Consider the following 13505-nt stretch of genomic DNA (forward strand, 5'->3'; position numbering starts at 1 on the left):
AAAATCATCCCTTTTTTTATGCCAAAGTATTAGATGAAAAGTAAAATATGAGGAGTAGAGTCGCAAGGGAAGAAACAGCAGTACCTCGAACAAGAAAAAATTAAAGCTGATTTATGCAAACAGATATGAGGGATTGAAATGGAATCTATTCAACAGAAGTCCGGGCCAGTGTCAAAACTGCTTTGGATTCTTGTCGCAATTGTAGGTGCAGTTTCCTTTGGGATACTCGCAGTCAGCCGCGGAGAGCATGTGAATGCCGTGTGGCTCATCTTGGCCGCAATCTGTGTATACAGCATTGCATACCGCTTTTACAGCTTATTTATTGCCGAAAAAGTTTTTGAACTGAATCCGCGGCGTTTAACGCCTGCACACCGCTTAAATGACGGCTTAGATTATGTGCCGACCAACAAAAGTGTGCTGTTTGGGCATCACTTTGCTGCGATTGCCGGCGCAGGGCCATTGGTTGGCCCTATTCTCGCTGCGCAAATGGGCTACTTGCCGGGCACGCTCTGGCTATTAATTGGTGTGGTGCTGGCAGGCGCTGTCCAAGACTTTTTAGTACTGTTTATTTCAACGCGCCGTGACGGACGCTCGCTGGGCGAAATGGCCAAGCAGGAGCTGGGTTCATTTGCCGGCATTATTGTCATGCTGGGCGCATTGGGCGTAATGATTATCATCCTTGCCGTGCTGGCGTTGGTGGTTGTGAAGGCCTTAACCAACAGTCCTTGGGGTGTATTCAGTATTGCTGCAACGGTGCCGATTGCCATTTTCATGGGCATTTACATGCGTTATTTGCGCCCTGGTAAAATTGCAGAGGTTTCCATTATCGGTTTTGTACTGATGATGGCTGGCATTATCTATGGCGGTGACGTTTCACAGCATCCATACTGGGGTCCATTCTTTACACTGAGCGGTACAGAGCTGACCTGGTGGCTGATTGGCTATGGCTTTATTGCTTCTGTATTGCCGGTTTGGCTGCTGCTTGCGCCGCGTGATTATTTATCTACGTTCTTGAAGATTGGTGTGATTGCCGGTTTGGCGGTCGGCATTATGGTTGCAATGCCAATGCTGAAAATGCCGTCAGTGACGCATTTTGTGGATGGCACTGGCCCTGTATTTGCCGGTTCGATGTTCCCATTCCTGTTTATTACCATTGCCTGCGGCGCCATTTCTGGCTTCCATGCTTTGGTGTCTTCAGGAACAACGCCTAAACTGGTCAACAATGAGGCTGATATCCGCATGATTGGCTACGGCGGCATGCTGATGGAGTCATTTGTTGCGATTATGGCGATGGTCTGTGCAACTGTGCTTGAGCCGGGTGTATATTTTGCCATTAATGCACCGGCAGCAGTATTGGGCACAACTGTGGAATCCGCCTCAGAGGCGGTGCGAAATTTAGGATTTGTGGTTACTCCAGAAACGCTTAGCTTGCTGGCCAAAGAAGTGGGTGAACACTCAATTCTGTCGCGTACAGGCGGCGCGCCGACTTTTGCCATTGGGATGGCGCATATCATTACGGAAATTTTCAATGACCGTTCAATGATGGCGTTCTGGTATCACTTTGCCATTTTATTTGAAGCATTGTTCATTTTAACGGCAGTAGATGCCGGTACACGTGCTTGCCGTTTCATGGTGCAGGATACGGTCGGCATTGTGATTCCAGCAGTGAAAAACTCTCACAACTTCTTTGGCAATTTGCTGGGGACGGCAGTTGCAGTTGCTGGCTGGGGTTTCTTCGTTTATCAGGGCGTTGTTGATCCGCTGGGCGGCATTAACAGTTTATGGCCGCTGTTTGGTATCGGCAACCAAATGCTGGCTGCCATGGCATTGATTTTAGGTACGGTCATTCTGTTTAAAATGAAGAAAGAAAAATATGTCTGGATCACGATTATTCCGACTATTTTCTTATTCATTACCTGTATGACGGCGGGCTGGCAAAAAATCTTCCATTCAAACCCGAAAATTGGTTTCTTGGCGCAGGCAGACCGTTTCAATGCAGCGATTGCTAAAAATGAACTTTTGGCTCCGGCAAAAACCATGGCTGAAATGCATACGGTTGCATTCTCTAATCAAATTAACGCCGTATTGTGCGGCTTCTTTATGATTGTTGCGGTCGTGATGGTGATTGCGGCGATTGGCGTGATCCGCAGAGCTTTGGCTAGCCCAGTGCCAACGGTGCATGAGTCAGAAGCGGTTTACCGCGATCCTGAAGATATTGTTGCATCAAATCAGCATTAAGCAGGAGATGGTGATGAATCTAAAATTTGCAAAAAGTGGAAAAACGGTGATTTACAACATCATCAAAATGACCATCATGTCGCAAAAGGATTTAATCCTGAATCCGAAAAACTGGTCACGTATTGCCACTTTGTGGCAGCGGCTGCAGCAGAGTTTCCGTCTGATGGTGGGTGTTCCAGATTATCAAAATTATTTGGAGCACATGAAAAAGCATCATCCGGATTTAGAAGCGATGGATGCCAAAACTTTTTACCGCTACTGCGTGGATGCGCGTTACCCATCCGCAGGCGGCGGCATGAAAAAATGCCCTTGCTGAGCAATATTTAATGAAAATGCGCCCTTCGGGGCGCTTTTTTTGGCCGGAAACTTGATGAAAGAGACTGAGTGCAATAGGTGTTCATCAGGTGTTTAACGTTTTGCTGATAAAGCGCCGCGTTTAAAATTTTGAGTCTGATTGAAAACCCTGTATGTTAATCATAGATTTCAACTTTTTATTGGGGAATAAAATTGTTTTGGGAAAAAGAAAGAGTAAAAGAAGCGCCGCTTGCAGATGAAATTGATCAGCAGAAACTGGCGTCGTTTTATCCCAAAATTAATGAATTTTTAGAGCAGATCAATCTGATTATTTTGGATAAAAATCAGCAGACCAAACTGGCTTTATGCAGCCTTTTTGCAGGCGGGCATGTGCTGTTTGAAGACTTGCCTGGATTAGGCAAAACCACCTTAGCCAGCAGCTTAGCGCATTTGGCAGGCTTAAAATTTCAGCGGATTCAATTTACGAACGATATGCTGGCCAGTGATGTCATTGGCATCAATATGTTTAATCAGAAAGAGCATGCCTTTGAATTTAAGCAAGGGCCTATTTTTACCCAAATTTTGCTGGCCGATGAAATTAACCGCAGCAGTCCCAAAACGCAAAGCGCTTTGCTGGAAGCTATGGAAGAGGGCGTCACGACGGTAGACGGCGTAAGTTATGCTTTGCCGCAGCCGTTTTGGGTAATTGCAACGCAGAACCCGTTATTTCAAAGCGGCACGTACGCCTTGCCGGAATCGCAGCTGGACCGGTTTTTAATGCGCCTGACACTGGGCTACCCATCGCGTCAGGCTGAAAAAACCTTGCTGCAGCAGGGTTCAAGGCATGAACTGATTGCACAATTGCAGCATGTATTTCATGAGCAGGATATTTTGGATTTGCAGCAGGTTGTTCTGCAGATTTATACATCAGATGCCGTGCTGGAATATATTTTAGACTTGGCTGAAGAAACCCGTAAAGGCAGGCAAGGGCTGTCCACCCGCGGGGTGCTTGCTTTAAAGAAAGCGGCACAGGCGTATGCCTTGATCGAACAGCGCAGTTTCGTTACGCCTGATGATGTGCAGGCCGTATTTCAAGCAGTTGCAGCTCACCGCATTGGTCTGAGTGAAGCGGAAACTGCCAAAATCATGCAGCAAGTCAGTGTGGCTTAAGCGGCCTGTATTTAGGGGGAATTGCATTGGCATCGGCATGGCAAAATTGGCTGTCAAAGCGCTTTAAAATTGATTATGAAAAGCAGCTGAAGCAAAGTGATGTACTGGTATTTATTTATCAGCAGGGTTATTTATTTTTAGTATTGATTTTGATTACTTTTATTGCCGGAGTAAATTACGCCAATAATTTAATTTTAGGATTTTGCTTTTTAATCAGTGCTGTATTGTGCGTGAGCTTTTATCTGACTTTTAAGCAGCTGCATGCTTTAAAGATTGAAATACACTGCTATGAAGTTGGGCAAGTGGGTGAAGCACTGCATTTAGACCTGTTTTTCAGTCAGGAACAAAAGCAGGCCAGATATCTATGGATCAGTGTGGAAGGGCAGCTGCATCAACTGCAGATCAATGAATTGAAAAAACTTTTCAGGCTGAGGTTTTTGCCTGCAGAGCGCGGCCAGTTTCATTATCCGGTGATTCGGATTTGGTCAGTCTACCCATTTGGATTGGTCCGCGCATGGACGTATTTATATTTGCAGCAAGTGAGCTGGATTGCGCCGAAAGCTGCAGTGAGCGCTGCAGAAAATAAAAACATGCACCCGCGTTTTGAACAAGATGTAGATGAGTTTCGAGAGCTTAAGGACTATAGGGATGGCGAGTCCTTGCAGGCGGTTGCATGGAAGCATGCGGCGCGCGGGCAGGGCTTATATGTGAAGGTATTTGAACAGTATCAGGATCAGCGCCTGGTCGAAATTCATTATGATCACATGCCGAGCCCATCACATGAAGAAAAACTAAGTTTAATGATGGGGCTGGCAGAACAATGCGAACAGATGCATTGCGCATATTCTATTTTTTTGCCCAATGCACAATTGCCAAGCGGCACCGGTGAGAAACAGCTGATGCAGGCCAAACTTCTTTTAGCGCAGGCGTAGCAATGATTGCATATTCAGTTCGAATTTCGATACTTATCAGCCTGGCGCTGCTGTTATCAGCGCAAATGCTGTATATCCCTGCACCCTTAACGGCGGTGCTGGGAATCGTTTGGATTTATCTGTTTTACGCGGCAATCAATAAAAAGCCGCAAATCAAAAAAATATGGACCTTGCTGCTGACGTTGACTGCATTGGCCAGTATTTATTTCAGCTATCAGACCTTTGTTGGAATTGAGCCGGGTGTTTCAGTTTTAACTACTTTTTTATTTGCAAAAGCGCTTGAAACAAAGACGCGGCGTGATGCTGTTATTCTGTTTAATTTTGCTCTATTTGTCAGTGCCAGTTCTTTTTTATTCAGTCAGTCTTTTGCTATGGCTGCAGTGGTCTTGCTGAGCTTAATGAGCAATTTTACGGGTCTTTACCGTTTGCAAACTAGCGCGTTTGAACCTGATCAAAAAGCCTCTTTGCAGAATTTGAAACAAGACCTGAGCCATGTCGGCAAATTTATTGCTTATGCGCTGCCATTTTTTGTTTTGCTGTTTATGTTTTTTCCGCGTCTGCCGCCGCTGTGGCATATTGCAATTCCGCAGAATAGAGCGGTGACGGGGATCAGTGACAGCATGTCTCCTGGAGATATTGCGCAGCTTTCACAGTCCAGCGCATTGGCTTTTCGTGTGGTGGCTGATCTCACCCGGCTTCCTGCCCGCTCAGAATTGTATTGGCGCGCTTTGGTTCTGGATGAGTATGATGGGCTGCGCTGGACCAGCAGCTATAGCAATCAGCAGCTGATTGAGCCGTCAGATATCCAGCAAAAAAAAGCAGGGAGCAAAAAAAAACATCAGGATAAAGCGGGGCGATTTGAATACCGGTATTTAGCATCAGACCCGCGTGTAAACTGGATCATGGGGCTTGAAAAATCGCTGCCGTTAGAGAGTCAATATCAGCTGGGACAAGATTGGCGCATCACGCCGCAGCGGCAAAATATTAAAAATGACCTCATTCAGCTGATGTGGATAGGCGCTGCAGATCTTCATATTGAAAATGAAATACAGCGGCAATGGCTGAATAAGCGCAATACGCAAATTGCCGAAAATTATGATTTGAAAGCGCAGCAATTGGCAAAGCAGTTGTATGCACAAAGCGGCTATAACCCGGAACGCTATATTCAGCATGTGCTGGCTTGGTATAAGCGCAATGGCTTTGCTTATACCTTAAACCCTGGATTTTTGGGTAAAAACCGTGTAGATGATTTCTTATTTGGTACCCGTAAAGGTTTTTGCGAGCATTATGCATCCAGTTTCGTGATGCTGATGCGCTACGCAGGAATACCTGCCCGTGTAGTGACAGGCTATCAAGGCGGGCAGCCTGCGCCAGATGGCAAAAGCTGGGAGGTGAGGCAGCTGGACGCGCACGCATGGACAGAAGTGTGGATCAATGATCGCTGGCAGCGATTTGATCCGACCGCGATTATTGCGCCAAACCGCATAGATATCGGGATGCAAAGTTATATGGAAGAAGATCAGAGTATTTATAATGGCGCTCACTCAGAGTTGTCATATCGGCAATATGTCATGCTGACTAAACTTCGGATTTGGAGTGATTATGCAAGCTATCAATGGCAGAGTAAAGTTGTGGGCTATAATGCGGAATCACAGCAGAATTGGTTTCAAAAAATAGGTTTAAATTCTATATATTCAGGGGTGATCAGCTTAATTGTTGCCACATTATGTTTGATTTTACTTTATTTTACTTATATTTATTGGCAGGTGAAAAGGAATAAACCTGAGTTGGAGCGTGCAATCGGCCAATTTAATTCTAAACTGCCGTTGGCTTTAAAAAAGCAAAATGCTGAAACTTTTTCGCTTTGGATGAGCAGGTTGTCGCGGCTGGCTTCAAGTGATGAGCAGGTTCATTTTCAACGCTTGCGACAAAAATTTGAGCAATATCGGTATATGCCGCATGGACAGCGAAATGTTGAGCTCAAAGAAATAAAGCGCTTGCTTAAATCTTGTGCAAATGCGCTTAAGAAGTTATAAAACTTCTTGTTTAAGCAAACATAATTGAATATGATTCTACCCATCCTAGGTGTATAGCTCAGTTGGTTAGAGCGCTACGTTGACATCGTAGAGGTCTCCAGTTCGAGTCTGGATATACCTACCAAGATATTTCAAAGACTTACAGTTAAAATCAATAACTTGTAAGTCTTTTTTTTTTGCCCGTAATTTGTTGCACTTTTTGGTGAAAATACGCCAAGACAGCTACGATGAAATTACCTAACGCCCAGAAAAAAAGTGATACTTATCGAATTGAAATTATGTTCGATGGAAAGTGATAGGAGAATATACTTTTACTTTTTTGAAATGCGCGAATGCGTAGAAGCAAAATTTTATAAAAAATTGTGATAGTGTAAAAATTAACATTAACTAACTAGGGTTTAGATTAAAGAGAGTTAAATAATTTGTATTTTTGTAGATAAAAATAAGTAGCTTAGATACTATTAATCAATATTTAATAATAAGAATGAGGGGATGGATGAGCTTAGATGTGTTTAATGCAAAAGCGAATCAAAATAAATTAGGCAATCTATTTCTAGGCTTTTTCGAAGGGCTTTTTATAGATGGTCGTGTACATATCAAGGAAATTGAAGCACTAATCAAATGGGTAGAACACTATCCTCAATCTGTAGATTTGCCTCATTTTGAAACGCTATACAACTTACTGCTAAAAGCAATTGAAGACCCTGAATTTTTACTTCAAAAGCAGAAAGAAATTTCTGAAATAATGGACAAGTTCAAGTGTTCAGATTACTTCATCAAGAACACGTGTGACATTCAACGATTACATGGTCTTATTGCAGGTATTGTTTGTGATCAGACTTTAAATCAAGATGAAATCTTCGCGCTAAATCAATGGTTAAAAGACAACGACCATTTAGAAGAAGACCCAATTTATACTGAAATTTACTCAAAACTGAAACCTGTTAGAGTAAACAACGCCGTCGATGACAAAACGATTAACTTGGTACTTTCAACAATTAACCGTTATGTGAATTATGATAATTTTGGAATCCCAAAGTTGGCCGTATCCAGCTGTGTAGAAGATCAGAATCCTGACTTTTATCATGGCCGATTTGTTTTAGACGGCTTTACTTTCTGTTTGACTGGAGCATCTACGCGTAATACGAAAGCTGAGTGGAAGGAAGCCATTGAAGCCAATAATGGCTATTTTACTGATAGCTTAACAAAGAAAGTGAATTATCTTGTTATTTGCAATAAAGGAAATCCACATTGGGCGCATATGAGCTATGGTCGGAAGTTTGAACAAGCATTGAAATGGCAGAAAGAAGGCGAACGAATTAGAATTTTAACTGAAGATGATTTTGTAAAAGTTTTAGAAGGGTAAGCGACTGTGAGTTGAAAGCTCGTTTTAGAGCTTTCAACCTATACAATATAAAAAATACTGATAGAAACACAGCCATTAAGAATACCCATGAGAAAAGGGTAAATCTGCATTGCTAAGTACCATCGAATCTCTGTGATAATTTCGGGAGGCCACCGAATTAGAATACAAAGCATTATAAACGCAATTGTTTCCAAGAAGTTCACTGCCATGTAGGCAGCTTAGAAATTTTTAGCTAGGATTCTCAACGGTTTAGTTAGGATGGGCATCTATCAGTAAATATTAGCCTTAGATCTCTCATGCTTTCACCATTTAGATAAAATGGATAAGGATGAATATCTTGAGATTTTCTAAGTTTAAAATGAGTTTCATTCACTATTGCGTATTTTACAGGTTTTAATTGCGTATTTTACAGGTTTTATAAAATAACTGCTGTTCTTGCCTCAATAGCAAAATAAAATGCCTTGGCGATGAATTTTTAAGCCAAATATAGAATTTGATTGAGGCGCTTAACTGTCAAATTTCTAGAGGAATTATTTAGTCATTGTTCAGTTTTATTTTTATAAGCTGTTGTATTTAATTAATATTAATGAAAATTAGAACAGCATTCTCAATAATTTTCTTTAGGGTTATCAGAATTAATGTATCAAAGATCTGCTAGCCAGCTTTCCTAATGAACATCCCGCGTTGATGCGATGAAATCCAATTGATGAATTTAATTCATCTTCACGTTAGATTAAATCATTTTTATTCATCTAGTTGTTCGGCTATAAATATATGCATTCAGAAATTTTAACTTCTCTCAAAAAATTTAGGGTGCATCACAATGAGTCAGGAATTTATTTGTTCGATTAAAAGCGTACGTTTCGATGAAAACTATCAACCTGCTGACAACACACGCCTTACAACAAACTTTGCCAATTTGGCACGTGGTGAACATCGCCAAGAAAATTTACGCAGAACTTTGGCGATGATTAACAACCGCTTTAACACGTTGGCGAGTTGTGACAATCCAAATGCTGACCGCTATTCACTTGAAATTGACATCATTTCAGCAGAGCTTGATGTTGAAGGAAATGGCAAGACCTTTCCTTTTATTGAAACCTTGAAAAGTACCATCATTGATCACAAAACTAATGAACGCATAGAAGGCATGATCGGCAACAGTTTTTCATCTTATGTGCGTGATTATGATTTCAGTGTGGTATTGCCAGAGCTTGGTTTTAAAACCAATGAAAAGCCTGAAAACTTTGGTGATTTACATGGCAAGCTCTATCAGCATTTAGTCAACTCAGACGTTTTTAAAGCAGAATTTAAAAAACAACCTGTGATTTGCCTGAGCGTTTCGACTTCAAAAACCTATTACCGCACAGCGAATATTCACCCGGTGCTTGGTGTGGAATATAAAAATGATGAATATTCACGTACCGATGACTATTTCAAAAAAATGGGTCTAAGCGTCCGCTATTTCAAACCTGAAAATGCAACAGCGCCATTGGCATTCTATTCAGCAAACAACTTACTGACGGACTATACCGACTTTGAGTTGATCAGTGCGATCAGCACCATGGAAAGTTTCCAAAAAATTTACCGTCCTGAAATTTACAATACCAATTCAGTTGCAGGTTTGGTTTATCAGCCAAGCTTGAACTTTCAGGATTTTTCATTGACCCGCATTGTTTATGACCGTGTAGAACGCAGTCAATTGGCGGTAAAACAAGGCAAATGGACGGAAGAAAACTTTATCAAGCCGTACAAAGACATCCTTGAACAATGGGCTGCAAATTTTGCTGCTGAAAATACAAAGCAAGAACACGCTGCTTGATTCACCGAATAGATTAAAGAACACCGTTTTAAAGCATATCGTTTTACAAAAGATTGAGATAGAAGATTAGACATGGCCATTTTACTCCCAACATCAACAGCAGGCAGCTTACCGAAACCATCTTGGTTGGCAGAACCGGAAAAACTTTGGTCACCTTGGAAACTGGAAGGTGAGCAATTGCTTGAAGCGAAGCAAGATGCTTTGCGTTTATCTTTGCAAGAACAGCAGCATGCGGGCATCGATATCGTCAGTGACGGTGAACAAACCCGCCAGCATTTCGTAACAACATTCATTGAGCATTTGGATGGTGTTGATTTCGAAAAGCGTGAAACGGTGCGTATCCGTAACCGTTATGATGCGAGTGTGCCGAGTGTGGTGGGTGCAGTCAGCCGTCAAAAGCCTGTCTTTGTTGAAGATGCCAAGTTTTTACGCAGCCAGACTACACAGCCGATTAAATGGGCTTTGCCTGGCCCAATGACCATGATTGATACTTTGTATGACGGTCATTACAAAAGCCGTGAAAAACTGGCGTGGGAATTTGCCAAAATTCTTAATCAGGAAGCCTTGGAATTAGAAGCCGCCGGTGTAGACATTATCCAGTTTGATGAGCCTGCCTTTAATGTGTTTTTTGATGAAGTGAATGACTGGGGCGTTGCAACTTTGGAGCGGGCGCTTGAAGGTCTGAAATGTGAAACTGCGGTGCATATCTGCTATGGCTACGGCATCAAAGCCAATACAGACTGGAAAAAGACCTTAGGTTCAGAATGGCGCCAATACGAAGAAGCCTTCCCTAAACTGCAGCAATCCAAGATTGATATCATTTCACTTGAATGTCAAAATTCACGTGTGCCTATGGATTTGATTGAACTGATTCGCGGTAAAAAAGTTATGGTCGGTGCAATTGACGTTGCAACTAATCAGATTGAAACTGCGGAAGAAGTGGCCAATACATTGCGCAAAGCGCTTCAGTTTGTCGATGCCGATAAGCTTTATCCTTCGACCAACTGCGGTATGGCGCCATTGTCACGCGAAGTGGCGAGAGGCAAACTGAATGCCTTGAGTGCGGGCGCAGAAATTATTCGTCAAGAACTGACCGCCTAACTTTATGCTGAGTACGCATCATCCTTAAAATGCGCAGGGTTATATTGGATTTGATTAAATTTCACAGTAACCCTGACTTCAAACTTGAAGTTGCCTCATTTTCTACTCGGAACACATTCAGGTGATATGCCTGTGTGATGAACTTGCATAATCAGGTGATATCACAAAAAACGACGCTTTAATTTTGGAACAGCATCATGATTCAATCAACAGACTTTAAAAACGCAATGTCTTTGCTCACCAGCGCAGTCAATGTTGTGACGACAGCAGGAATGTCTGGCCGCTATGGATTCACTGCCTCTGCTGTGTGCAGTGTTACCGATACGCCGCCGACCTTGCTGGTCTGTATGAATCAAGCATCGAGTTCCCATGCACATTTTATTGAAAATAAAATTCTCACCGTGAATGTTTTGGGTGCACAGCATGAAGACCTGTCCAAAGCATTTTCATCGAAAATGACGGCTGAAGAGCGCTTTAACCATGCCGCTTGGACTGAATTAGAAACAGGTGCGCCTATTTTAAAGGATGCTTTGGTGAGTTTTGACTGTCAGATTGAGCAAATTCAAGCAGTCGGCACACATAGTGTTTTTATGTGCCGTGTGGTCGCAATTCAGCAAAGTCAACAGGATGAAAGTTTGGTGTATTTCAATCGCGCTTACCATTCGGTAGGTCAAGTGGAAATCGCCTAAACGCATTTTGTTCAATATCAAATTCTTTAATAAGTAAGTATGCCGTGGAATTAATTATTTTTTTAGCAATAGGGGCATTGGCGGGATTTGCTGCTGGGCTCTTTGGTGTGGGCGGCGGACTGATCATCGTGCCGCTTTTGTATGTGGTGTTTACACAGATGGGCTATGGTCCCGAAATTGTGATGCATTTAGCTTTAGGCACTTCGCTCGCAACGATTATCGTGACCTCGATCAGTTCATTGATGGCACATAATAAAAACGGCGCCGTACTTTGGCCGGTATTCAAAAATTTAACGCCGGGTTTGGCGGTGGGTTCATTTTTAGGAGCGGGTATTGCAGGATTGCTGTCGAGTGCGAAGCTGCAGCTAATTATCGGCATATTCGCCCTTTGGGTGGCATATGGCATGTTCATGGGTGCCAAAAAAATGGTCGAGCAGATTCGAGTCCTGCCTTCAGCAGCGAAGCAAGTCTGTGCCGGTACAGGAATTGGCATTGCATCTGCCATTTTTGGCATCGGCGGCGGCAGTTTAACGGTGCCTTATCTCAATCATTATGGCGTGCGCATGCAAAAAGCTGTTGGCACATCAGCCGCATGCGGCTTATCCATAGCAATTGCCGGAGCAGCGGGCTTTATGTTTTTTGGCGCGCAAGAGAAAGTTGAGATCGCAAACAGTATTGGCTATGTTCATATTTATGCGTTCTTAGGGATTAGCAGCATGAGTTTCTTTACGGCAAAGTTAGGCGCTAAAGCGGCACATGCGCTATCACCGCAAATGCTGAAAAAATGTTTTGCGGGTTTATTAACTGCAGTCGGCTGCTACTTTATCTTTCAAGGCGTGCTGACGGTGAGCGTATAGAAGCAATAACCCTAAGGGAGAACAGCCTTAGCGCCAAGTTTAGCCGCCTGTAAAAGCAGATTGGCGCTTTGCGCACAGTAAAGTGGTTCATTTATCATTATTGCCATAAGCTTGAGGCATTGTGCAGGCGTCATTGCGAGAAATCCTGCTTCAGCATACAGCGTGCGAAAAAATATTCTGATAGAGCGCGCTGTATTTCTAATGCTTCTAAGGCAGGCTTTAGCAACGTTATTAAGCCGTTCTTAGCCATCATGGCCAATTCAATTAAATTTTCAGGAACTGCTCATTTTGTGGTCGAAAAATAAGTTGTGATCGGTGTGCTTTACGGCTTTATTATTGCCCTGAACCAATCAGTAGAGATAATATTCCGGCAGCAATCAAAGGGCCGACAGGTACGCCGCGCAATACGGCTACGCCAGCCACTGTGCCAATCAGCAAGCCCGCCACAATATCAGGCTGATTTGACATCAGCTTCACGCCGCGTCCGCCCAGCCAAGCCACCAATAAGCCAATAGCAATAGCCAGCAGCGACTTCCAGCTGAGAAAGGATTTCAATATGGCGTCACCTGGGATTTTGCCGCTGGCAATGGGGGTGAGCACGCCAATGGTTAAAATAATGATGCCAATATTTAAGCCATGCTGCTGCAGATAAGGGAAAAATTCATTTAAAGGGGTGATGCGGAACACGATCAGCACCCCCGCGGCAATGGATACGGCAGAATTATGGCTGAATATCCCGCAGGCCAATAAAATCAATAGAACAATCAGGTTTAAATCCAGGCTGGACAGGTTCATCACGCGTACTAAATTTTGCATTATTGATGGGATTATAGCGGATTTCACCGCTTTAAGCCGATGCATTGGCGAGCCGGGCCAGAAGTTCAGGTGTACGGTGATCAGGCTATGCATGAATCCAAATTATGCTTAATATATTTTCTATTACGCAGATTAAGGGTTCGCCAGCCGTTTCCAAGCTTATTCACAGCATAGATAAATACGG

The 13505-nt window shown here is 43.1% G+C and carries 11 protein-coding genes and 1 tRNA gene; 11 read left to right on the forward strand and 1 reads right to left on the reverse strand.

Annotation, left to right across the window (positions count from 1 at the left end; translation table 11 throughout):
* Positions 1 to 138 precede the first annotated feature (138 nt).
* The 11 genes from F941_RS06015 (at position 139) to F941_RS06065 (ending at position 12505) form a co-directional block, all read left to right on the forward strand.
* A complete protein-coding gene (locus F941_RS06015; protein WP_005008942.1) occupies positions 139 to 2238 on the forward strand; it encodes a carbon starvation CstA family protein in 2100 nt (699 codons plus the stop codon).
* A gap of 10 nt (positions 2239 to 2248) precedes the next feature.
* Entirely contained in the window at positions 2249 to 2554 is a 306-nt protein-coding gene (locus F941_RS06020) for a YbdD/YjiX family protein (RefSeq protein WP_171065497.1), read from the forward strand.
* A gap of 191 nt (positions 2555 to 2745) precedes the next feature.
* Positions 2746 to 3702: an AAA family ATPase gene (locus F941_RS06025; RefSeq protein WP_005008947.1), complete on the forward strand. Its 957-nt coding sequence runs from the start codon at positions 2746 to 2748 to the stop codon at positions 3700 to 3702.
* 26 nt (positions 3703 to 3728) lie between these two features.
* Positions 3729 to 4634, forward strand: a complete 906-nt coding sequence (locus F941_RS06030; RefSeq protein ID WP_005008948.1) for a DUF58 domain-containing protein — start codon at positions 3729 to 3731, stop codon at positions 4632 to 4634.
* A 2-nt stretch (positions 4635 to 4636) separates the two neighbouring features.
* Positions 4637 to 6670 carry a transglutaminase TgpA family protein gene (locus F941_RS06035; RefSeq protein ID WP_005008950.1) on the forward strand — a complete coding sequence of 678 codons (2034 nt, stop codon included), beginning with the start codon at positions 4637 to 4639 and terminating at the stop codon, positions 6668 to 6670.
* 47 nt (positions 6671 to 6717) lie between these two features.
* Positions 6718 to 6794 (forward strand) — tRNA-Val (locus tag F941_RS06040).
* Between the two features lie 372 nt (positions 6795 to 7166).
* Positions 7167 to 8036 carry a BRCT domain-containing protein gene (locus tag F941_RS06045; RefSeq protein ID WP_005008951.1) on the forward strand — a complete coding sequence of 290 codons (870 nt, stop codon included), beginning with the start codon at positions 7167 to 7169 and terminating at the stop codon, positions 8034 to 8036.
* Positions 8037 to 8859: 823 nt separating this feature from the next.
* The gene (locus F941_RS06050) at positions 8860 to 9858 is read left to right on the forward strand and encodes a putative oxygenase MesX (protein ID WP_005008953.1); all 999 of its coding nucleotides are present in this window, start codon (positions 8860 to 8862) and stop codon (positions 9856 to 9858) included.
* Positions 9859 to 9930: 72 nt separating this feature from the next.
* Positions 9931 to 10959: a methionine synthase gene (locus F941_RS06055; RefSeq protein ID WP_005008954.1), complete on the forward strand. Its 1029-nt coding sequence runs from the start codon at positions 9931 to 9933 to the stop codon at positions 10957 to 10959.
* Positions 10960 to 11156: 197 nt separating this feature from the next.
* Positions 11157 to 11648, forward strand: coding sequence for a flavin reductase (locus tag F941_RS06060; RefSeq protein WP_005008955.1), 492 nt, complete (start codon positions 11157 to 11159; stop codon positions 11646 to 11648).
* Between the two features lie 44 nt (positions 11649 to 11692).
* Positions 11693 to 12505, forward strand: coding sequence for a sulfite exporter TauE/SafE family protein (locus F941_RS06065; protein ID WP_005008957.1), 813 nt, complete (start codon positions 11693 to 11695; stop codon positions 12503 to 12505).
* Positions 12506 to 12838: 333 nt separating this feature from the next.
* Here F941_RS06065 and F941_RS06070 read toward each other — a convergent pair whose 3' ends face one another.
* Entirely contained in the window at positions 12839 to 13300 is a 462-nt protein-coding gene (locus F941_RS06070) for a DUF441 domain-containing protein (RefSeq protein WP_035361800.1), read from the reverse strand.
* Positions 13301 to 13505 lie beyond the last annotated feature (205 nt).

The organism is Acinetobacter bouvetii DSM 14964 = CIP 107468 (assembly GCF_000368865.1).
Taxonomy (GTDB): Bacteria; Pseudomonadota; Gammaproteobacteria; order Pseudomonadales; family Moraxellaceae; genus Acinetobacter; species Acinetobacter bouvetii.

Excerpts from the sequence above, each read along its gene's own strand:
- F941_RS06060 (WP_005008955.1), top strand. The coding sequence starts at position 11,157 with ATGATTCAATCAACAGACTTTAAAAACGCAATGTCTTTGCTCACCAGC.
- F941_RS06015 (WP_005008942.1), top strand. The coding sequence starts at position 139 with ATGGAATCTATTCAACAGAAGTCCGGGCCAGTGTCAAAACTGCTTTGG.
- F941_RS06035 (WP_005008950.1), top strand. The coding sequence starts at position 4,637 with ATGATTGCATATTCAGTTCGAATTTCGATACTTATCAGCCTGGCGCTG.
- F941_RS06055 (WP_005008954.1), top strand. The coding sequence starts at position 9,931 with ATGGCCATTTTACTCCCAACATCAACAGCAGGCAGCTTACCGAAACCA.
- F941_RS06070 (WP_035361800.1), bottom strand. The coding sequence starts at position 13,300 with ATGAACCTGTCCAGCCTGGATTTAAACCTGATTGTTCTATTGATTTTA.
- F941_RS06050 (WP_005008953.1), top strand. The coding sequence starts at position 8,860 with ATGAGTCAGGAATTTATTTGTTCGATTAAAAGCGTACGTTTCGATGAA.
- F941_RS06045 (WP_005008951.1), top strand. The coding sequence starts at position 7,167 with ATGAGCTTAGATGTGTTTAATGCAAAAGCGAATCAAAATAAATTAGGC.